Below are 19,527 nucleotides of genomic sequence, written 5' to 3'. Positions count from 1 at the left end.
TCCCAACACCTGCGAGCCGCCGGGCGGTTCGCTCGGCGGGTAGCGAGCGCGGAGTCCGACGTTAGGGTCTTTGGTGTGGGACTGTTCGCAGCGCAGCGGGAGTTCAGCGCCTACGGCCCCTCACACTGGCTGGCACTGCTGGTGTTCGGCGTGGGAGCGGCACTGGTCGTCCGGGTCGGTCGTGGGCATCCCAACCAGGCGCGGGCGCTGCGCTTCAGTCGTGCGTTCGCGGTGACGATCCTCGCTCTCAGTCTCGCGAGACTGATCCACTCGCTGCTCCCGCCGACCGTCGAGGACTCCGTTCCGCTGCACATTTCCGACCTCGTGCCCCTGGTCACCGCCTACGCTCTGTTCTTCCGCAGCCGGTGGGCCTACGCGCTTACCTACTACTGGGGGCTCGTGCTCAGCACCCAGGCACTGGTCACACCGGCTTTGACCGGTCCGGACTTCCCCCACTTCAACTTCCTGTTCTTCTGGGGAAGTCACCTACTGGTCGTCTGGGCCGCCATCTACCTCACCTGGGGTCTCGGTATGCGCGTCGGGTGGCGTAGCTACCGCGTCACGATCGCGATCACGGCGGGCTGGGCGGCGGTGGCGATGAGCTTCAACGCCGTGGCGGGCACCAACTACGGCTTTCTCAATCGCAAACCCGAGACGGTCTCGGTGCTGGACCTGCTCGGCCCGTGGCCGTGGTACCTGCTGGCGCTCGCCGCCATGCTGCTGGCAGTGTGGGCGCTGCTTACCTGGCCCTGGGTGCGGCACCGCGACGGTGCCCGTGACTCACGACGCCGGATTCGCTGACCCCGGCCCCGGCCGACGGAATCGCCGAACCCGACAGAACCGGACGGTACTCACCGTCGCCGAAACCGAGACACTGTCCGGAGATTTCAGCGCGGACGATCTCGACACGGTGGCCGAGGTAGCCGCGCTGCTGCCACGCCCGTGAGCCGTGCGCCGCCGGTAGACCACGACGACCGTCGGCGGCGCCACCACTCCCCCATGCGCGAAATGTTTCCCCTCGCCGGCCACCAGTTGAGTTGCTCGAGGATTGTCAAACGCCGATGGCGGTGACCAGTTTCTCCAGCCCCGCGAAATCGGAGGGGTTACGGGTGACAAGAGGCCAGCCGTGAGCACCTGCGATCGCGGCGATTTGCAGGTCGGCGAGGCGACGGCGTGGTTGGCGGCCTGCAGCACGAATGCGTCCGTAAAGCTGCCCGTAGAACCGAGCGGCCTCGGCGTCGAATGGCAGCGGAACGAAGCTGCTTTCGACCCACTGCAGTCGACGCAGTCGGGCCCCCTGTTCGTCCGCGGTCTTGGCCGCGGACACCCCGGCAGAGAGTTCGGCCAGGGTGATCGCGCTCAGGTACAGGGCACCGCCCGGCAAAGAATTCGGATCGAGTCCGTCACCGAGGTCGATGACGACATTGGTGGCCAACAGGGCCGGCGAGAGCGGCTCATTCATCAAAGGTCACGTCGCTGTCGACCACGGCATCGATGTCAGCCCGCAGCCGTGCCGCATCCACCGCGGGCAGGTTGGCTACGGCTTCCGCGATCTCGGCTCGTGTCTGGTACTGGCGCCGCTGGACGGGGATCACCTCAGCGGTGGGTGTGTTGCCCCTGACGACCGTGAAGCGTTCTCCACGCTCCACCCGACTCAGGATCCGTGAGCTGTCGTTACGCAGCTCACTGGGAGTGATCTCAGGCATACCGCGACGGTAGCAATATTGCTTTAATTTGCTAAGCCCGACCGAGTCCGGCGCGCGGCCACTGGCGACGCCCGACGCTGACCCACGCGTCCGAGCCGGGCCGACCGACCACCGCGGTGCCGCCCCGTACCGGAAACGCGGCGCACTCGGTAGTCGGTCGGCGTCGCCCGGTGTCAGCTTTGCGGGTAGGCCGCCCAACGCAGGTAAGGCTTGACCTCCTCGACCTGCTCGAACCGCTGCTTGGCGTCGTCGGTCGCCATCGTGGGGGACACGATCACCCGGTTACCGGGCGTCCAGTCCGCCGGGGTGGCTACCGGGTGCGCGTCGGTGAGCTGCAACGCGTCGATGACCCGCAGGATCTCGTCGAAGTTGCGCCCGACGGACTTCGGGTAGGTCAGCGTCAGCCGCACCTTGTTCTGCGGGTCGATGATGAACACCGAGCGCACCGTCGAGGTGTCACCCTCGCCCGGGTGAATCATGTCGTACAGCTCGGAGACCTTACGGTCAGGGTCGGCGATGATCGGGAAGTTCAGGTCGGTGCCACCGACGTCCCGGATGTCCGGCGCCCAACCACGGTGGTCCTCCACCGGGTCCACCGACACCGCGATCGACTTGACGTTGCGCTTCTTGAACTCGTCGTTCAGCACGGCGGTGCGGCCCAGTTCGGTCGTGCACACCGGCGTGTAGTCCGCCGGGTGGCTGAACAGCACCGCCCACGCACCGGCTTTCCACTGGTGAAAGTCGATCTCGCCTTCGGTGGTCTCCGTTGTGAAGTTCGGCGCCTCGTCGCCCAGGTGCAAGCCCATGGGTGTTCTCCTCTCGATGTTCGGTACGGGGGTACCTGACCCAAAGTAGAGCAGACGCCCCGGTCAGGGCGCGGCAGCGGTCCGGTATGGCCGCCCAACAGCAGCGGCACTGAACCCGCGACCTCCTCTCACCGGGATCAATCCGGCGGGGAGGTGATGCCGCGCACCATGGTGTCGATGGCCTGATACAGGGCGGCCCTGTCATTCTCGCCGAGATAGGGTCGAGCCAGCGCGTCGTAGAGCAACCCGTCCAGGTAGGCGATCAGCAGCCGGGCCGCCCGTTCGGGGTGATCGAGGCCCGCGGTTCGCATGCCGGCGGCGGTCCGGTCAATGAACCGGCGGTTGGCGGCTTCCAACTCGGGCAGCAGTTCCGCACGGCGGGTCGCGTCAAGGTATAGCTCCATGCGCGCGCGGGTACGCGACCGGGCCGGCCCCAACCAGTAGAGGAGCAGTTCCGTCAACATCGTGACGATCTCGCAGCGATGCTCGGGGGTGTCAATGCTCCAGTCGTTCTCCGGGATGCTCGCCAGCATGGCCTCGTCGAGTTCGACCAGCCGATCCAGGACGGCCGCGAGCAGGGCGACCCGGGTTCTGAAACAGCTGCTGGTGCTGCCCTGTGGTAGTCCGGCCCACGTGTCGACCGCCCGGTGAGTGAGGCCGCGCAGGCCCTCGGCGGCGATCACCTCGATGGCCGCGTCCGCGGCGCGTTGCTTGCGACTCGGTTCTGCACCGTCCTGCCCTCGCACCGGCACGAGCCTAGTCGGCGGTGCGATCCTCCACCTGGACCCACAGGCCGTTCCGTGGCCGCATGGAGATCATGCTGACCGGGCGAACACGCTGCCTCGGCAACCGCAGTGACGTTCTGGCCAGCAGCCGGGCGAGCATCACAGTGAGCTCGGTGGCGGCCATCGTCGAACCGACACAGCGGTGCGGCCCCGCCCCGAAGGGGAGGTATTCGTGTGGTGCGGGCTTGCGGTAGCCGGGGTCCCAACGTTCCGGACGGAACCGCAGCGGATCGTGCCACAACTCCGCAAGCCGGTGTGTCACGTATGGACTGATCGCGAGCATGCTGCCCGCACGAACTACCCGGCCGCCGAACTCGAAGTCCCGTGCCGCCTTACGGCCGACCACGACGACAGCGGGATACAGCCGTAGTGTTTCCCGCACGATGCCGTTGAGGTAGGTGAGGTCCTTCAGGTCCTCCGGTGCGGGTCGCCGACTCCCGAGTACCCGCCGCACCTCCTGCCGCGCCCTTTCCCGGACACCGGGCACGCTCAGCAGGGAGTAGATCGCCCAGGCCAGCGTGGCGCTGGTGGTTTCGTAGCCTGCGACGATCAGGGTGACGATCTGGTCCCGGATCTCAAGATCGCTGAGCGTGGCGCCGTCCTCGTCGCGGCTGTGAACCAGCGACGTCAGTACGTCGGAGTCGTCGCCGCCGACGTCTCGAATGTGCGCGATCTCGGTGTGGATCCGTTCGTCGATCCGCCCGCGCGCGACCATCGCCCGGCGCCATTGGGGTGTGGCGAGGCGCCGTTTCCAGGTGACGGTCTGCGGGAGCGCGTCGCACAGGTCGAGTAGTACCTGCAACTGGTCGCCGAAGAACCGTTCGTCACGTGCGAGCCGGGCACCGAACAACGTCCGCAGCGTCGTACGCCGGATAGCGGCGCGGAACCCCTGGTATACGTCCACCGTGTCACCCGGGCGCCAGGTGTCGATTACCTGGTCAGTGTTGTCCACCATCGTGTCGAGGTACCCGGCCACCCGGCGATGGTGCATCGTCGGCTGCACCAACCCGCGCCTGCGGCGATGCTCGTCGCCGTCGCTGAGCAGCATCGACGTCGGCCCGTCGACCGGCACCAGCCAGTCGAAGGCGTCCCGCCACCGGAAGAGGTCCGAGTTGGCGAAAACGAACCTGTTGGCTTCGGGCCCCAACAGGTAGGTGAAACCGCTCCGGCCGGCGCCCACCCTGACCACCGGGCCGCGTTTGCGGTGAAGCGACGCCAGTAGCTCGCCGGGCAAGTACCGAACGGCGCTTCCCCGAAGCACCGAAGCCGAGTGCGGTGGCCCAGCTGTGTCCTGTGCGAATGTCCCCATCACGCCACTTCCTTCGGTCGACCCACCCACAGTCCGCTACACCTGTAGCATTAACTGTGTAGCGTGATGCCGGCTCTCGGGTCAACTCCTCGACCCGTCATCCGTAAGGGAAGGACCGCGATGCACGAACTGGCCTTTGGCTTCTCCCTGCTACCGAGCCTGGATCTGGACGCACATGTCGAGCTGGTTACGGCAGCCGGAGCAGGCGGTCTGGACCTGGTGGGAATCCAGGACCATCCCTACGTACCGGGCTACCTGGACACCTTCGTGCTCGCCGGTGCTCTGCTCGCGCGCACCAACACAGTCACGGTGTTCCCTGACGTGGCCAACCTGCCGTTGCCCCAACCCGCGATGCTGGCGAAGACCTCGGCCGCGCTGGACCTGGTGTCCAAGGGCAGGTTCGAGCTCTCCCTCGGCGCGGGTTGAGCGACTCGGCCCCAGCACTGAACTCTGCGCCGCCTGATCCCCGCGAAGTCCAGCACCGTCGCACACTGCCGCAGCGCAAGACTCGACGTCGGTGCCGAGCCACCGGCGCCCTCCGGCCACAGGCCGGTGTTCTGCCTGGTCATCGCTACCGGCCACCGATGACCGCCGCTTTTACCTGTTGCCCGACCGCTCGAAGGTGAAGCGTGTTCGCCGGAAGAACACCACCGCACCGAGAAGAAGGGCACAGCCATGGCGCCACCTCCAGGACGCGCACCAATGACCGACCACCCCACCTGCGCGCAGCTCGAGAACGAGGGCGACAACGACGACCTCAAACACACCATGGCGGAGTACGCCGCATGGATCGACTACCTGATCCACTACGAAGGACACGACGGGCCCCGACGGATTCGCTTCATCAATGGCAACCGCATGGCGGACGGCAGAACCGAAGTCGATCTCAACAAGCCCGCCGACCAGCCCCTGATCAAGGAGGGTGAGCACTACGAGGTCATCGGTTCGGTCCTGGACGGCACCGACCCGTCGACCGTCCACGAGGCGGTCCTGGCCGTCGCCGGATGCAGCCCGAGTGTGCTCGGGGACGCGTACAACGGGGTCGCGACCGGCTACCTCTGCGTCGGTGGCGATGGAATGCCGGACGACCAGCAGGCGGACGAGTCGGCTGAATCCGAGTATCCGATGTTGCTTCCGTTGAGTTCCGACTTCGCGGAGATGCGCAAGGGCTGGATCGAGGACGGCAACGCAAAGGCCCACGACTGGGAGCAGCGGTGGATCAGGTTCGCGGTCGGCAACGAGAACGCCTTCCTCGCCATCGCCGAGGCGTTCGCGCTCTACGAAGCGGTGTACCTGGAAGCCCGACGTTCGCTGGACGAGGCGGTGAAGGCGCTGATCGAGCGTTTCGAAGCCAAGGTGGACACCTCGCCTGCCGAGGCACCTGCCGACGGTCCGAACTGGTTCGCCGCTCTGATCGCCGGTGCCGGTGTCGTCAGCGTGACGATCGTGACAGGCGGAGCGACTCTGCCGTGGTTGGTGGCCGCCGGTGCGATCGGGACGGCGACAGCTGCCCTGCAGGAACAGGCAGGGAAGTCACCGACGAGGTACGAGGCCGGCGATCCCGGTCGCTGGAGAGACCTCCTGCACGGCTTCTGCGAGGAGGTGACGCGGCAACTGGAGGAGGTCGCCGGGGAGATCGACAGCATCCGGCAGAACCTGGTCACCAGAATCGCCGCCATCCGGAATGGACACTCGCTGGCTCCGCCCGCGCCCGACGAATCAATCAAAGACATCCCGCCCAACGGCCGAAACATCGTCCCCGACCAGCTCAAGAACGGTGTAGGACGCTGGCTGGACCCGAAGGTCGATGCTCTCGCGGCGAACAGTCGTGAGTACCAGGCGGGCATCCACGCCATCGGCGGCGCGGACTGGGGGTCCTCATCGCGTTTCCCGGCCATTTCTCTCGCCGGCCGTAACTTCGGGGACAGGGTGGTCTCCCTCGGGCAGGAAGCTGTCGACAAGCACAACACGATGGTGGACTACCTCCGGCAGCACGGGGAAGCCCTTCGGTACGTCGCCGACACCGCTCAGGCGAGCGAAGACAACGCGGTCGGCGTCATCAACAATCTCCTCAAGTCCGTCGAATCCGTTCAGCCGATGTGAGGCCTGGTTCGTGACAGCGCGAGCAGCCGCGGCGGCGCGGCCCGCCTGGCATCGTCACCGAGAGCGTGGAGAAGTGCGGGTCGAGGTTGCCCGGGTCCGCACCGAGCACCATCGTGAAGGTCTCATCGTCCACGAAGTTCTGCCCGCCCCGCGCTCCCCCGGAGCCTCCGCACGCGGCGAGGATCACGGCGAGCGCACCGGCCGTGGCGATGGTCAGCACCGATTTCATGACGCCTCCAGCTCCAACGGGTTCTTGGAGCAGGAGCCTGCCGATGCGCGACGCCGTTGTCTTTGTCAAACTCGACCAGAAATCGGGGACCGGTTCGTCGGCTCGGCCGCACGCGGCGGCTCGGCCGCCGGGTAGCTACTCGATGACCGTGCGCACGGGCGTGCCGAGTTCGACGGTGCGGCTCACGGTGCAGAGCTTGTCGTGCGACAGCGCGACCGTGCGGGGCAGCATCGCGCGGGCCGCGTCACCCTGCTCGCCGTCGGGGAAGCGCACGGCGAAGGTCACGCTGAGGTTCTCCATCCGGTTTCCGGACTCCCTGTCCGACACCTTGTCCCCGCTGACCGTCACGGTGAACGAGGTCGGCTCGGTCCTTCTGCTGGTCGCGATGTCGGTGTCGATGGCCGTGCAGCCACCGATCGCGGCGAGCAGCAGCTCGACCGGGCTGAAGTCCTCACCTCCAAAGGCGATCGTGGCGCCGCGCTCGTTGTGCGCCACGTACCGTCCGGCGGCCACTCGCTCGATACGTACCGACCTGTGATCTGTCGTCATGCCTCGAACCTACCCGCGCCCGCGACGGCGGGTTCCACTCTGGCCAGCAGCTCGGCCGGCTCCAGCAGAGCCGCGTCCCTCAGCCGGGTTGACCGCGTCGCCGTGATTGAGGGGCTCGAGCGGTGGAGCCCTACAGCCAGCGTTCGACGAGGTGCCGGGGCGTCTCAGGGGCCACATACCAGCGCCTGGCCGTGGGATCCCAGCGGGCATTTGCGGTCTTCTTGGCCTCGTCCTTCTCCTCGTACGGCACGTTCAGGTACAGCCGGGCGGCATTTCTGCCTTCCTGCCCACGCTGGTGCTGGCCCCCGCGACGGGCGGACTGGCCGGGGCGAGTTGGCCGGTCAGGACGAGCGCGCTCGACGATGCGGCGCACCCGTGCGCAGGACCCGGGATCGGTGATGCGCATCATCAGGTCGGTGGGTCCGGTCGCAGCGAGCAGGTTGAGCGACCCGTGCCACAGCACCTCGCCATCGATGATCACGACCTTTTCGTGCATGCGTTCGCGCTGGACCACAGTGCAGCCTGCCCTCTCCAGCATCATCACCTGTTTCCCAGATCCGGATCGCTGAACCGGTCGTGTGTGGATGGTGACGCGCAGGCCGCAGTCGATGCGAGGTTTGAGCCGCGTGAGCCAGCGCTCGACCGGGCCAGAGTCGAGAAACGCGCAGTAGATATCGATGCTGCGCCGGGCGTGGTCGATGTCCCATTCTACGGCGCGCGGCACCTCGTCGGCGGGAAAGAACGCCGGCCGATCCAGTTCGTGACGGCCCAGGCCCGCGAGTTCGTCGGCCGCGCGGAACGGGACGAGATCGCCGACGTCGAGCCGGTGCGCATACCGCTGCAGGTACTCCATCATGCGGGCGGCTTCACCGTGAGGATGGAGGTTCCGGTTCAGGAAATCGAGGTCGGCGACCACCACGAGGTGGTCCTGTGCGCGGCTCACGGCCACGTTGAGCAGTCGGCAGGTCGCGGATGAAAGGCCTACTCCCTCGTAGAAGAAGCCGACCTTGTCCCCAGCACCGGCAACGGTGTCTATCAGGACCAGGGGCCGCTGGCTGCCCTGGAACCGGTGCACGGTATCGACGACCTCGTCGTAGGGCGCGCCGAACCGGTAGGCAAGACTACCCTGCAGCGCCTGAACCTGATCGCGGTATGGGGCTATAACCGCCATTCGAGCGGACGGCCGAGCATCGGACGGGCAGTCTTCCTGCTTGCGTGCCGGAAGCACGCCGTCGTACTGAAGCCCGCGGACAAGTTCGTGGATCACGGCTTCGTGCACCGGGTTGGACCTGTGACCATTCGAACCGCCTCGTGCAGCCGAGCGACGGGATGCGGTGTCGACCAGCACCAAGGGAGCTTCTAGTAACGGCGACGGGGGCAGCCGGCTGGTGTCCGGTCGTCCGGTGATCAACGGCGCGTCGGGGTAGGCGATTGTGTTCACGACCGCGCAGATCGCCGAACGCATTCGGTACTGAGTGGTCAGTGTGACCAGGTAGTCGCGAGGCCGTACACGCCCACGGCCGTCGACGAGACCTGCCGCGTAGAAGGCGTCTCGATCCATCCAATGCTCGGAGTGCAACCTCGTCTCCTGAGTGGCCTTGCGGTCGCTGGATGCACGAGTGACCGCAGGAAGTTGCCGGAAGTCGCCGGCCACGACTACGCGCTTGCCTGCCAGCGCCGCCGCGTACCACGCCGAGGGGAGGTTGACCATGCCCGCCTCGTCGATAACCACGGTGTCGAACTGGTTGGTCAGGAACCGGGACTGAATCGCTTTGGCCACTGTCGTCGCCATGACACGGCAGTTGGCACGTACCGTATTCGAGACAGCGCGAAGTTCCTCCTGCAGCGTTGCGAGACGTTCCCGGATCCCCGCCACCGTGGCCGCGAGCCGGTCAGCGGACTCGGTGCCGCTCAGCTTTGGCCGGAGCCCGCTCAACTTGCGTTCCAAAGCCTCCGCCTGCGCCGTAAGGCGTTGCTGTTCGGCAGTGGCGACCTGATGCTGTGCCTCCAAGTCGGCGGCATCCCGACCGACAGCCTGGACCTGACCCACGAGTTCGTCGCGCCGCCGCGCCTTCCGGCCGGCAAACAAACCGGAGGGCTCGCCGATTTCGGCCAACTCCTTGCGCAGCCGACCCACTTCCCGATCGGCAGTCTCAGCCCGGGCCGCAGCCGAGGCGGCGTCCCGAGCGCTCTGCTCGGCGTCGGCCCGCAACTGCGCCACCTTTCGCGTCAGCTCCTCATACTCGCGGCGCAGCGTCAGCTGCGTGTCAACGACGTCATGCTGATCCTGCAACGCACTGATCTTAGTGGTCAGGGCAGCACTCAAGCGTGCGACGATCTTGGTCGGATCGATCTGGTCGCCGTACTTCTCCTTGAGCGAGCTGATCGCGATCTCCCCGACCCGCTGCAAGAGCCCGTCGGCGAATCCGCTCTCGGCGCTCAACAGCTCGCACAGCCGTTCCACCGCCCGATCCACGGCTACCTTGGTCGGCGCGAGGAACAGCACCCGGCGGCCCTGGCGGTAGCTGCCCTCCCCCACATAGCCGAGGACCTCGGTCTTGCCGGTGCCGGGTGGGCCCCAAATGAAGACCAGGTCGCTGCCGAGGGCGCGGACGACGGCGGCGCGCTGACGATCGTTCAGCTTCAGATTCCGCCAATCGCGAACGTACCGCTGCGGCTCTGGACACTGTCCTGCGGCTGGGATGTCCCGACCAAGCAACCACCCAGCCGCAGTCAGGTTCAATTCACAGGAGTCGCCAGCCGCTTGCTCTAGCTGTTCCGCTAGCACGGCCAGTCCGACCGTCTCGTCCTCTCGGAGATCAGCCCGCGCCTTCAGCAAGGCGGACGTGCGCAGCAGAAGCCGACCACGGTCTGCAGTAACCAGTTCCGCCGACTCCCATTCGTTGCCTGGTCCGGCCCGTACCAGCAGCGGCTTGTCGGCGAACGTGTCCGTCCAGCCCCGCGCAGCGAACGAGTACTCGTACTGTTCGCCATCGCTTCTCACCACTCGGCCGTCGGTCAGAGTCACCTTGTGGAACCCTGTCTCCGCGGCGATCACCGCATCGATCTCCGCACGGACCGCGCGTAGCAGCTCACTGAGTTCCGGCCGGACTTCGTCCATCTCGACGGTCACCCCCTGGACCTCCCGGTTTTCCCACAATGAGTATGACTCAGTGACTCACCGTAGCGGGTATTTCCGTTCGGGCGGCACCGATCTGAGCAGGTGCGGCAGAGTCGTAGCGGCGAAGTCCGGGACAGCAAAGCGAACCGAATAGTCGGAGCATCATCGGCTCTTCGCTATGAACCCGCACGAACCTGGATGTTGTGAGGGGCCGGGCGACGCTCGCCGCAGGCGCGGATCCAGCCGCGTTCTTCGAGGCCATCAGCGAGGCACGAGCACAACGCAAAACCACCCGAGCCGAACCCGACGGCAGCCAACCTCCCTGGCGCTGGGCCGCATCAGGACCGGGGTTGCGCAACACCATCGAGACTGTCAGCGGCGTGACACGGACCGGCACGCGCGGACATCGGGTGACCCACCGGAGAGCGAGTCGTCATGCCTGTTCGGCACGGTGGATGGCCCAGGCGGCGTTGACGAGCCCGATGTGGCTGAAGGCTTGCGGATAGTTGCCGAGTTGCTCGCCGGTTGCCGGGTCGATCTCCTCGGCGAGCAGGCCCACGTCGTTGAGGTATTCGGCCGCTCGGCCGAACACCTCCCGCGCCCGTTCGACGCGTCCGGCAAGGGCGTAGGCGTGTGCCAGCCAGAACGTGCACAGCACGAAAGTGCCCTCGTCGCCGGCGATGCCGTCGACCCCGGAGGTGGTTTGATACCGGTAAACGAGTCCGCGCCGGTCGGTGAGCCGCTCGGCGATGAGTTCTGTTGTGGACAGTACGCGCGGGTCGGTGGCGGGCAGGAAGCCGACGATCGCAAGCACCAGCGCGGCGGCGTCGAGTCGTGATGAACCGAAGGACTGGGTGAAGGCTCCCACGTCCGGGTTGAAGCCGTGGGTGAGCACCGCGTCGCGGATCTCCTCGGCCGTGGCCCGCCACGCGGGTGCGCGGTCGGTGGCATGCAGCTGGTCGGCCATCGCGGCCGCGCGGTCGAGCGCCACCCAGCACATCAGCTTGGAGTAGAGGAAGTGCCGAGGTTCGCCCCGCACCTCCCAGATGCCGTTGTCCGGTTGCCGCCACTGGTTGGCGGCCGCATCGGCCAGGCCGGTGAGGAAGGTGCGCGTGGTCGGTGTGAGCTCGCCGAGTTGCTCACGCAGCCGGAAGGCCGCGTCGAGCAGTTCGCCGTAGACATCCAACTGCGGCTGGGTCCAGGCGCCGTTGCCGACGCGGACCGGGCGGCTGTCACGCCAGCCGGACAGGTGGGTCAGCACCCGCTCGGACAGGTCGTGCTCGCCGCCGATTCCGAACATGATCTGCAGCGGCCGCTCGGGGCGGTAACGTGCCGCGGCCGCGGTCATGAAGCCGAAGAACTCGTAGGCCTCGTCAGGGCAGGCGGCGACCCACAGTGCTTGCATGGTGAAGCTGGCGTCGCGAACCCAGGAGTAGCGGTAGTCCCAGTTGCGCTCGCCGCCGACCAGTTCGGGCAGGGATGTCGTGGGCGCGGCCACGATGGCACCGGTGGGCTGGTAGCTCAGTGCCTGCAACACCCGGCCCGAGTGGTGCACCAGCGACCGCCATGGGCCGTCGTACTTCTGGTGCAGCGCCGACCACGAGCGCCACGCGGCGACGGTCTCGTCCAGCGCCGCGGCGATCTCGGGCTGGGTCGCCATCGGAGGCGTCGGTTCGCCGAACGGGACCCGCCGCAACGCGAAGTACACCGACTGCCCGGCATCGAGGTCGAACCGGGCACGGGCGTCACCGTCATGCGGCGCGTGTCGGATCGGTGTGGCCAGCAGGAGTTGGTCCGGGCCACCCGTGGCGAGGATCCCGCCTTCGGTGGCGGTGAGCACGGGAACGATCAGCCCGTACTCGGGGCGCGGCCGAAACGACGCCTCCACGGTGACGCGACCGCTGGTGCAGCGCAGCCCGCGCAGCAGCTGATGCGGCGCGTACTCGCCGAGGCGGTGCGGGTCGGGCGAGTCTCCGAGCGCGAGCGCGTCGAGCAGTTCGAGGGTGCCCTCCGCGGTGTGGAACGTCGTGCGCAGCACCATGCTGCCCGTCACGTAGCTCCGCTCGGCTCTCGCGGGAACCGCGGGGTTGACGGACCAGTGTCCCGCGTCGTCGTCGAGCAGCGCGCCGAACACCGACGGGCTGTCGAAGCGGGGAAAGCAGAGCCAGTCGATCGACCCCTGCCGGGTCACCAGCGCCGCCGAGTGCCGGTCCGAGAGCAACGCGTGCTCGCCGATCGGGTGGCTACTCACCGGCTTCCTCCGGCTCGTACCACTGGCCACCGCCGAGCACGTCGACCGCCTGAGGCGGGCCCCAGCTACCGCGCGGGTAGCCGTACACCGGCCCACGACTGGGCAACGCGGGTTCGACGACCCGCCACGCCTGCTCCACCATGTCCTCACGGGCGAAGCGATGGGTGTCGCCGTCGAGCGCGTCGTCCAGCAATCGCTCATACGGCTGCTGTGTGCCGCCCAGCGCGGTCCTGAAGTCGACACGCAGATCCACGGACCGGGTGACGATCCGGGGGCCGGGCTGCTTGGCCTGCACGTTCATGGTTACGCCCGGATCGTGTCCCAGCCGCAGCCGCACCGTGTTGGGGCGTGGGTCGCAGTCGGCTCCCGCGAACAGCGGTTTCGGCGGGCAGTGCAGTTCCACGACCGCCTCCAGCGCTGTGGTGGCCAGGTGCTTTCCGGTACGCACGAAGAACGGGACCCCTGCCCAGCGCCACGAGTCGATGTCCAGCCGCAATGCCGCGTACGTCTCGCTCGCGGAGGTGGCGGCGACGCCCGGCTCGTCGCGGTAGCCGTCGAACTGGCCCCGCACCACCTGGTCGGGCTCGACCGGTCGCATCGCCCGCACGACCTTCACCTTCTCGTCGCGCAACGCCTCCGCCGTGGCGTCCACGGGCGGCTCCATGGCCAGCAGCGCCACGACCTGCAGCAGATGGTTCTGCACCACGTCCCGGATCGCACCGACACCGTCGTAGAAGGCACCGCGGCCCTTGATACCGAAGGACTCCGCCATCGTGACCTGCACGGCCGCCACATGGTGTCGGTTCCACACGGGCTCCAGCAGCGTGTTGGCGAACCGGAACGCGAGCAGGTTCTCCACCGATTCCTTGCCGAGGAAGTGGTCGGTCCGCAGGATCGCCGACTCGTCGAACACCTCGCGAAGCACCTGGTTGAGTTCCCGCGCCGATTCGAGATCGCGCCCGAAGGGTTTCTCCACCACTACCCTGGCCCCGCGATGCAGCCCGGTCTCGGCAAGGCGGTGCACCACCATGGAGAAAAGCGAAGGCGGGATCGCCAGGTAGTGCATGGGCCGTGCGGCTCCCGCCAGCCGGTCGGCAAGCTCCTCGAAGGTTGCCTGGTCGCCGTAGTCGCCGTTGACCAGGCTCAGCCGTCGCAGCAGCGCCGCGAGCAGTTCACGGTCGGGATCGCCTATCGCTGCCTCGACCGCCGCGCGCGCGTGCTCCCGAAAAGCCTCGTCACTGTCCAGTTCGGACAGGGCCACACCGACCACGGGCAGGTTCAGCCTGCCGGCCTGCGCCAGCCGGTAAAGCGCGGGGAGGATCTCCTTGCGGGCCAGGTCACCGGTGGCGCCGAAGAGCACCAGGGCATCCGCACGAGTCATGTCCTCAACTCTCCTCACGACGCCGGGCCGCCACAGTCCAGCGACACGATCGGGTGCTCTCCGAAGGGATTCCCGATCTCGATCCCCATCCGCTCGTACACCAGCGGGGGAACGGAGATATCGGCCAGATAGAGCCTGCCGACCTCGGGCGAGCCCAGCAGTCCGACCTTGGGCAGGGCCAGGGTCAGTGTGGCCGCCGCCCGAACACACGGATTCGCGGCGACACCCGTGGTCACGTCCAGCCCGCTCGGGGTGTCAAGGCTCAGCACCGGCGCCGCGTGGCCGTTTGCCCAGCGAACGAGCCCGGCGACGGGTTCGGCGGGCGATCCGACGAGGCTGTAGCCGATGAGCGTGTCCACGATCAGGTCACCTTCGCCGAGCCCCTCGCCACGCACCTCGGCGGCACGAAGCGGCGGGTCAGGTGCGGTGCCGATCGGCACGCCGATCCGGGCAAGGATGTCGAGTTGGTGGGCAGGCACCTCACCCAGGTGATCGGCCGGTTTCGCCAGGACGACGTGGACGTCGCGACCCCGGTTGGCCAGATGCCGGGCCGCGACCAGCCCGCCACCGCCGTTGCCGCCGGGACCCGCCAGCACCACCACCCGCACCGGGTCGAACGTGTTCACCGCCAACTCGGCCAGGCTGCGACCGGCGTTCTCCATCATCTGCCCGAGCTCGATATGGAAGTCCTCCACCATCGCCCGGTCGACCTCGCGCATCTGCTCCGCCGTTACCGCCGGGCACGCACTACCGCTCATGCTTTCGCCTTTCACCTCGACACCGTCGCCGGTGAGGCCGCCCGGGCACCGGCGCCGCCTCAGCGCAGCCTGCCGAGTGCGTCCTCGATCGCCCGGTGAAACGTTGGATAGGCGTAGATCAGCTGCCGGAGCCTGCCGGTCGGAACCTCGGCATGCACGGCCACGGCCAGACCCGCGAGCACCTCACCACCGGACGGTCCGACCGCCGTGGCGCCGACGAGCACCCCACGGTCGGCGTCCTCGACGAGCTTGATCAGACCTTCGTTCCCCGCCTTGTGGATCCAGCCTCGCGCCGAGTTCGGTAGTTCGGCCACGGCGGTGCGCACGTCGATGCCGCGCTCCCGTGCCTGGATCTCGGTCAACCCGACCGCGCCGACCTCCGGGTCGGTGAACGTCACCCTCGGCACCGCGTGATACTCCGCGGGTGGGCCGTCCTCGCCGAGAATGTCTCGGGCCGCGATGGCCGCCTGGTACATCGACACGTGTGTGAACGCGCCCTTGCCGGTGATGTCCCCGATCGCGTAGACCCCCACCTGCCGTCCACCCTCGCCGGAGGCGCCACGCGCGACATCTTCGACGGCGATGCGCATGCGGTCGTCGGGGTCGAGGAACTTGCGTTCGGTGTCCAGCCCGATCGCGGCGAGTCCCAGCCCGGCGAGATCGGTGCGCCTGCCCGTGGCGACCAGCAGCCGCTCCGCCCGCAGCTGAGTGTCCGCGAGGCTGACAGTGAAACCCGTGCCGTCGTGACTCACCCGCTCGGCCGGTGCACCGGTGTGCAGCTGCAGCCCTTCGGCGGTGAGCACTCCGGCCACCACGCCGCTGGCCTCGGGCTCCTCCAACGGCAGTATCCGGTCGGCGACCTCCACCACGCTCACCGCCGAACCGAACCGGGCGAAAGCCTGTGCCAGCTCCAGCCCGATCGCACCGGCCCCGAGCACGATCAGCGAGGACGGCACGGTCTCAGTGGCCACGGCCTCCCGGTTGGTCCAGTACGGAGTGCCAGCCAGGCCGGGAACGGGCGGGATCGCGGGCTCGGTTCCCGTATTGAGCACGATCGCCCGCGAGGCGGTGAACTCCTGCTCGCCCACCCGCACCGTGCGAGGGCCGGTCAACCGTCCGCTGCCGCGCACGAACCGGCCGCCCTTGCTGGTGAACCGGTCGACCGCCACCTTGTCGTCCCAGGTGTCCGTGGCTTCTTCCCGGATGCGCCGCGCCACCGGCGTGTAGTCCGGCATCACCTCGCTGCGCCCGGCCAGCGCGGGAACCCGCCGCGCCTCCGCCAGGCTGCCGGCCGCGCGGATCATCATCTTGCTCGGCACACACCCGTAGTACGGGCACTCGCCGCCTACCAGCCGCGCATCGATACCGACCACGGCCAGCCCGCTCTCGGCGAGTCGACCGGCCAGTTCCTCACCGCCCGGGCCCATTCCGACCACGACGACATCGACCGTCTCAGCCATGGCAACTCCATTTCCTCACGTGCTCGGTCAGTCGTGACCGTGGTCCGAAGAGGTGTGCCGAGCACACGTCGGCCTCACCTTGCGATGCCGAGCAGCCCCGACCGGTCGGTGATCCGGATCGCCGCATAGCCCACCGCGAGCAGCCCCTGCCGCTCGAAGTCCTTGAGGATCTTGTTCATTGAGGGCCGCTGCACCCCGAGCATCGCGGCGAGGGTTCGCTGGGGCAGCTGGACGTCTCCCTCGACGGACTCGTCCAGCAGCAGTCGCGCCACCTGCTGGGTAAGGGAGCGGCCCAGCAGCCCGATGATGCGGTTCTGGCTGACCGCGAGCCGCTGCGCGACGCTCGACAGCCATCGGCGCGCCAGTGGCAGGCTGTCGGCAAGCAAGCGCTCGAAGTCGTCCGCGCTCAGCGAAAGCACGGTGGCTTCCTCCAGTGCTCGCGCGGTGTAGGGCAGCGGCATGTCCAGCAGATGCTGGATGTCGCCGTCCACGTCGCCAGGTTGCAGCACGTGCACCACCGAACGGCGCCGCCCCGACCCGGCCGACAGCTCCACCCGGCCCCGCTGCACGATCCACACGCCCCGCGCGGTATCGCCGCCGTGGAACAGCACCTCGCCCCTTTCGTAGACCCGAGAGCGCAGGGTCGCGGCCAGCGCGCCCACATCGTCATGGGTCAACGGCGCTGCCTCCCCCCGGCCGACGCACCGTGCCACCCAGGCCGCCTGCCGGATCGCGTCCTCGGCCGGGTGGCCCGAGCCGAGCAGCCGCATCGTCTGCTCCATCGCCGCACCCGGCAGCTTCGACAACGCCATAACCCCATCCTGACAGCGCGAAAGCAGGCAGGCCCGCCCCGAAAGGGCGGAATGTCAGCGAGCTGACAAACATTTCCTGGTTGTCAGCGAGCTGACATTTCCCGTGCCCTTCCCGTCCGGCCGTGCTGGCATGGGCTCAGCGAAGAAGAAGGAGGCCACGATGTTGCGTGCGGTATGGAACGGAATCGTGCTGGCCGAAGCGCCACGCACGGTCCGCATCGAAGGCAACCACTACTTCCCGCCCGATTCGGTGAACGAGCAGTACCTCAGCAAGAGCCGGATGAAAACGGTCTGCCCGTGGAAAGGCATCGCCAGCTACTACCACCTGACCTCCGAGCGGGCGAACCTCCCGGACGGTGCGTGGTACTATGCCCACCCCAGCCCGCTCGCCCGGTCGATCAAGAACCACGTCGCCTTCGGCCCTGTCGTGACGGTAGAGGGAAGCCCCGAACCACGGTCGGAGGCTGAGCGAGGACGCTGGTGGCGCCGGTTCGGACGGTCGAGGACACCGTGAGGCAGCGAGCACAGTGGACATTCGGTGGCCCCGCGGCGTAAGCCCGACCGTGTGGCGCTTCGGGCAGGTTCACGAAGGCTTCTGTGCGACCAGCAACGCGTATCCGAGCTGCCCATCGGCCACCGCCTGCTTGGCCAACGCGAGGTAGCTTGACACCGCGCCGACGTCGACGCCCACCTCGCACAACCGCTCGGGCGCGGTCATCCGCAGCAGCCGCAGCCGGGCTCGATCTCGTCGATCATCCGCGGCAAAGCCTCGCCGTGGTCCTCGGTGTGGATCGTGCGCAACCCGGGTCCGGTCGAGGATCGCCGCGTACTCGGCCAGCGGCCGGGCGTCGGCGATGCACGCCACCCAGGCGGCCAGAGTGGTCAGTTCCTTCGGCAAGCCACCCTCGGCGACGGTGACGTCGGTGATCCCGACCCGGCCGCCGGGACGCAACACCCGGGCGAACTCGCCCGCCGTGGCGGTCTTGTCCGGGAAGGTGCAGAACGCGCACTCGCGCACCGCCGCGTCGAACACCCCGGCTGGCAGCGGAATGCGCTCGGCGTCGCCGACGTGGAAACGTACCTTCGCGGCGAGGCCCGCCTCGGCGGTCAAGGCTCGCGCGCGTCGCACACCCGCCTCGCCCAGCTCCACACCGTCCACCGTGACGTCGTAGTCGGCGGCAAACAACCGCGCCGTCGCACCCGGCCCAGCAGCCACATCCACCACCGGCCTCCGGCACGCAACCGGACACGTTCGGCCAACCGGCGCGTCAGCGACAACCCATCTGGATGGTAGGACTCGCAAACGAGCGCCTCGACTCACCGTGCTCGCGGCAACGCTCGCGCGGATAGCCCCTGTCCTCGCGGCCGTTGCCCTGCGCATCCACCGCGACCTTGCACACCGGACAGATGCTCTTGGTGTACTCGATGAACACCTCGTCCCGATCCCGCTTCTCCACCGTCACAGGCCACTCCCACTCGAAGTCACATCACGTTCTCGCGTGTCACTTCACCAGGCAGGTCGCCTGGCCGCAGCACGAGTGTCAGCGTGCCGGCAGCGCCTTCTCGATCAGCGAGCTTCCACGGTCCCGGAGTTCGCCACGCCCGAGGGTCGCCAGGCTGGAAAGAGGCTCACTAGCCATCTGCACTCAACTGGTCGAGTACCAGGCTCACGCGCGCAAGGGTCAGGTCCTGAGCCGAGCCGGCCAAGGCACTGTCCACGGCCTCAAACGCAGGTAGCACCCTCCCGGCACATTGAATGCCGTCGTCTGTCAGCTCGACCAAGAGGGACCGTCGATCTCTTGGATTGCGGGACCTACGGACGAAGCCGAGCGTCTCCAGGCGGTTCACAAGGCTGGTGGCGGTGGATGCCTTGATGTGCAAGGTCGTCATGACCCCTGTCATCGTCAGCGCTCCCCTTCTCAGCGCGAGCAGCAGAACGGCTTCCCCCGCCCCTAGCCCGGTTGGCGAGAGGTGATGCTCGAGTACGCGTGCGGCCTGGTGTCCAAGGACAAGGAGTGAGGCGGTCACCCCAACGTCGGCCCGTGGCGCGGAGCGAGAAGATCGAGCCCTCATGGCAGTGATCCTAGCGAACAGTGTTGCCTTGGCCCGTGGGCTGCCGTTCGTGGTTGCCGCCAACTCCCGGGCGTATCTGAGGCAGTGTGGGGTCAGGCGTAGGGCTCGGTCGTCTGATCCGGTGTCGCTGAACGTTGGACCAGGAACTCGAACCCGGCGTCGGTCGCTGACGCGCGTAGTGGCG

Annotated in this window: 20 protein-coding genes; 4 read left to right on the top strand and 16 right to left on the bottom strand. The window is 67.8% G+C overall.

Translation table 11 applies throughout. From position 1 onward, the window contains the following. The first annotated feature begins 75 nt into the window (after positions 1-75). A complete protein-coding gene (locus FHU38_RS11285; RefSeq protein WP_313886736.1) occupies positions 76-801 on the top strand; it encodes a YwaF family protein in 726 nt (241 codons plus the stop codon). Positions 802-1,051: 250 nt separating this feature from the next. On the opposite strand, the gene FHU38_RS11280 is transcribed toward FHU38_RS11285, so the two are convergent. The 5 genes from FHU38_RS11280 to FHU38_RS11260 all read right to left on the bottom strand — a co-directional run bounded on the left by FHU38_RS11280 (position 1,052) and on the right by FHU38_RS11260 (position 4,606). Then, the gene (locus FHU38_RS11280) at positions 1,052-1,462 is read right to left on the bottom strand and encodes a type II toxin-antitoxin system VapC family toxin (protein ID WP_167169928.1); all 411 of its coding nucleotides are present in this window, start codon (positions 1,460-1,462) and stop codon (positions 1,052-1,054) included. Then, on the bottom strand, positions 1,455-1,706 hold the full coding sequence (locus FHU38_RS11275) for a type II toxin-antitoxin system Phd/YefM family antitoxin (protein WP_167169925.1): 252 nt from the start codon (positions 1,704-1,706) through the stop codon (positions 1,455-1,457). Before FHU38_RS11275 ends, FHU38_RS11280 begins: the two co-directional genes overlap by 8 nt. Positions 1,707-1,879: 173 nt before the next feature. Further along, positions 1,880-2,512, bottom strand: a complete 633-nt coding sequence (locus FHU38_RS11270; protein ID WP_167169923.1) for a peroxiredoxin — start codon at positions 2,510-2,512, stop codon at positions 1,880-1,882. A 137-nt stretch (positions 2,513-2,649) separates the two neighbouring features. Continuing rightward, entirely contained in the window at positions 2,650-3,258 is a 609-nt protein-coding gene (locus FHU38_RS27975) for a TetR/AcrR family transcriptional regulator (protein ID WP_167169920.1), read from the bottom strand. Between the two features lie 10 nt (positions 3,259-3,268). Further along, complete coding sequence (locus FHU38_RS11260) at positions 3,269-4,606, bottom strand: cytochrome P450 (RefSeq protein ID WP_167169917.1); 1,338 nt, start codon at positions 4,604-4,606, stop codon at positions 3,269-3,271. A 120-nt stretch (positions 4,607-4,726) separates the two neighbouring features. Between FHU38_RS11260 and FHU38_RS11255 the strand changes: the two genes are divergently transcribed. Next, complete coding sequence (locus FHU38_RS11255) at positions 4,727-5,032, top strand: LLM class flavin-dependent oxidoreductase (RefSeq protein WP_243852234.1); 306 nt, start codon at positions 4,727-4,729, stop codon at positions 5,030-5,032. A gap of 276 nt (positions 5,033-5,308) precedes the next feature. Beyond that, on the top strand, positions 5,309-6,709 hold the full coding sequence (locus FHU38_RS11250) for a hypothetical protein (protein ID WP_167169914.1): 1,401 nt from the start codon (positions 5,309-5,311) through the stop codon (positions 6,707-6,709). Here FHU38_RS11250 and FHU38_RS11245 read toward each other — a convergent pair. From FHU38_RS11245 to FHU38_RS11210, 8 genes are all read right to left on the bottom strand, one after another. Further along, complete coding sequence (locus FHU38_RS11245; protein WP_208415633.1) at positions 6,678-6,938, bottom strand: hypothetical protein; 261 nt, start codon at positions 6,936-6,938, stop codon at positions 6,678-6,680. The two genes, FHU38_RS11250 and FHU38_RS11245, sit on opposite strands and share 32 nt — an antisense overlap. Before the next feature lie 135 nt (positions 6,939-7,073). Beyond that, the gene (locus FHU38_RS11240; RefSeq protein ID WP_167169912.1) at positions 7,074-7,487 is read right to left on the bottom strand and encodes an OsmC family protein; all 414 of its coding nucleotides are present in this window, start codon (positions 7,485-7,487) and stop codon (positions 7,074-7,076) included. Positions 7,488-7,617: 130 nt separating this feature from the next. Then, a complete protein-coding gene (locus tag FHU38_RS11235; RefSeq protein WP_208415632.1) occupies positions 7,618-10,620 on the bottom strand; it encodes an AAA domain-containing protein in 3,003 nt (1,000 codons plus the stop codon). Positions 10,621-11,041: 421 nt separating this feature from the next. Continuing rightward, positions 11,042-12,859, bottom strand: coding sequence for a glycoside hydrolase family 15 protein (locus tag FHU38_RS11230; RefSeq protein WP_167169909.1), 1,818 nt, complete (start codon positions 12,857-12,859; stop codon positions 11,042-11,044). Then, a complete protein-coding gene (gene zwf, locus FHU38_RS11225; protein ID WP_167169906.1) occupies positions 12,852-14,240 on the bottom strand; it encodes a glucose-6-phosphate dehydrogenase in 1,389 nt (462 codons plus the stop codon). The genes FHU38_RS11230 and zwf overlap by 8 nt, the downstream gene beginning before the upstream one ends. A gap of 14 nt (positions 14,241-14,254) precedes the next feature. Continuing rightward, positions 14,255-14,998 carry an NAD(P)H-hydrate epimerase gene (locus FHU38_RS11220; protein ID WP_167169903.1) on the bottom strand — a complete coding sequence of 248 codons (744 nt, stop codon included), beginning with the start codon at positions 14,996-14,998 and terminating at the stop codon, positions 14,255-14,257. A gap of 59 nt (positions 14,999-15,057) precedes the next feature. Next, positions 15,058-16,458 (bottom strand): dihydrolipoyl dehydrogenase family protein, encoded by a 1,401-nt coding sequence (locus FHU38_RS11215; RefSeq protein WP_167169900.1) that lies wholly within the window; start codon positions 16,456-16,458, stop codon positions 15,058-15,060. 74 nt (positions 16,459-16,532) lie between these two features. After that, positions 16,533-17,270 carry a Crp/Fnr family transcriptional regulator gene (locus tag FHU38_RS11210; protein ID WP_167169897.1) on the bottom strand — a complete coding sequence of 246 codons (738 nt, stop codon included), beginning with the start codon at positions 17,268-17,270 and terminating at the stop codon, positions 16,533-16,535. A 130-nt stretch (positions 17,271-17,400) separates the two neighbouring features. On the opposite strand from FHU38_RS11210, the gene FHU38_RS11205 reads away from it, so the two are divergent. Further along, a complete protein-coding gene (locus FHU38_RS11205) occupies positions 17,401-17,784 on the top strand; it encodes a DUF427 domain-containing protein (RefSeq protein ID WP_243852233.1) in 384 nt (127 codons plus the stop codon). Positions 17,785-17,853: 69 nt separating this feature from the next. On the opposite strand, the gene FHU38_RS11200 is transcribed toward FHU38_RS11205, so the two are convergent. The 3 genes from FHU38_RS11200 to FHU38_RS28160 all read right to left on the bottom strand — a co-directional run bounded on the left by FHU38_RS11200 (position 17,854) and on the right by FHU38_RS28160 (position 19,343). Beyond that, positions 17,854-18,492: a class I SAM-dependent methyltransferase gene (locus FHU38_RS11200; RefSeq protein ID WP_313886735.1), complete on the bottom strand. Its 639-nt coding sequence runs from the start codon at positions 18,490-18,492 to the stop codon at positions 17,854-17,856. A gap of 46 nt (positions 18,493-18,538) precedes the next feature. After that, complete coding sequence (locus FHU38_RS27970; protein ID WP_167165473.1) at positions 18,539-18,733, bottom strand: hypothetical protein; 195 nt, start codon at positions 18,731-18,733, stop codon at positions 18,539-18,541. Positions 18,734-18,902: 169 nt separating this feature from the next. Beyond that, positions 18,903-19,343 (bottom strand): MarR family transcriptional regulator, encoded by a 441-nt coding sequence (locus tag FHU38_RS28160; RefSeq protein ID WP_390623270.1) that lies wholly within the window; start codon positions 19,341-19,343, stop codon positions 18,903-18,905. Positions 19,344-19,527 lie beyond the last annotated feature (184 nt).

The sequence above is a fragment of the Saccharomonospora amisosensis genome (assembly GCF_011761185.1).
Taxonomy (GTDB): Bacteria; Actinomycetota; Actinomycetes; order Mycobacteriales; family Pseudonocardiaceae; genus Saccharomonospora_A; species Saccharomonospora_A amisosensis.
Note: the sequence above shows the minus strand (reverse complement) of the source record. Positions and strands in the feature narration are given on the sequence as shown.

Coding starts and splice junctions, on each gene's coding strand:
- FHU38_RS11255 (WP_243852234.1), top strand. CDS start 4,727: ATGCACGAACTGGCCTTTGGCTTCTCCCTGCTACCGAGCCTGGATCTG.
- FHU38_RS11275 (WP_167169925.1), bottom strand. CDS start 1,706: ATGCCTGAGATCACTCCCAGTGAGCTGCGTAACGACAGCTCACGGATC.
- FHU38_RS11270 (WP_167169923.1), bottom strand. CDS start 2,512: ATGGGCTTGCACCTGGGCGACGAGGCGCCGAACTTCACAACGGAGACC.
- FHU38_RS11210 (WP_167169897.1), bottom strand. CDS start 17,270: ATGGCGTTGTCGAAGCTGCCGGGTGCGGCGATGGAGCAGACGATGCGG.
- zwf (WP_167169906.1), bottom strand. CDS start 14,240: ATGACTCGTGCGGATGCCCTGGTGCTCTTCGGCGCCACCGGTGACCTG.
- FHU38_RS11240 (WP_167169912.1), bottom strand. CDS start 7,487: ATGACGACAGATCACAGGTCGGTACGTATCGAGCGAGTGGCCGCCGGA.
- FHU38_RS11215 (WP_167169900.1), bottom strand. CDS start 16,458: ATGGCTGAGACGGTCGATGTCGTCGTGGTCGGAATGGGCCCGGGCGGT.
- FHU38_RS11280 (WP_167169928.1), bottom strand. CDS start 1,462: ATGAATGAGCCGCTCTCGCCGGCCCTGTTGGCCACCAATGTCGTCATC.
- FHU38_RS11245 (WP_208415633.1), bottom strand. CDS start 6,938: ATGAAATCGGTGCTGACCATCGCCACGGCCGGTGCGCTCGCCGTGATC.
- FHU38_RS11205 (WP_243852233.1), top strand. CDS start 17,401: ATGGGCTCAGCGAAGAAGAAGGAGGCCACGATGTTGCGTGCGGTATGG.
- FHU38_RS11250 (WP_167169914.1), top strand. CDS start 5,309: ATGACCGACCACCCCACCTGCGCGCAGCTCGAGAACGAGGGCGACAAC.
- FHU38_RS28160 (WP_390623270.1), bottom strand. CDS start 19,343: ATGAGGGCTCGATCTTCTCGCTCCGCGCCACGGGCCGACGTTGGGGTG.
- FHU38_RS11260 (WP_167169917.1), bottom strand. CDS start 4,606: ATGGGGACATTCGCACAGGACACAGCTGGGCCACCGCACTCGGCTTCG.
- FHU38_RS11220 (WP_167169903.1), bottom strand. CDS start 14,998: ATGAGCGGTAGTGCGTGCCCGGCGGTAACGGCGGAGCAGATGCGCGAG.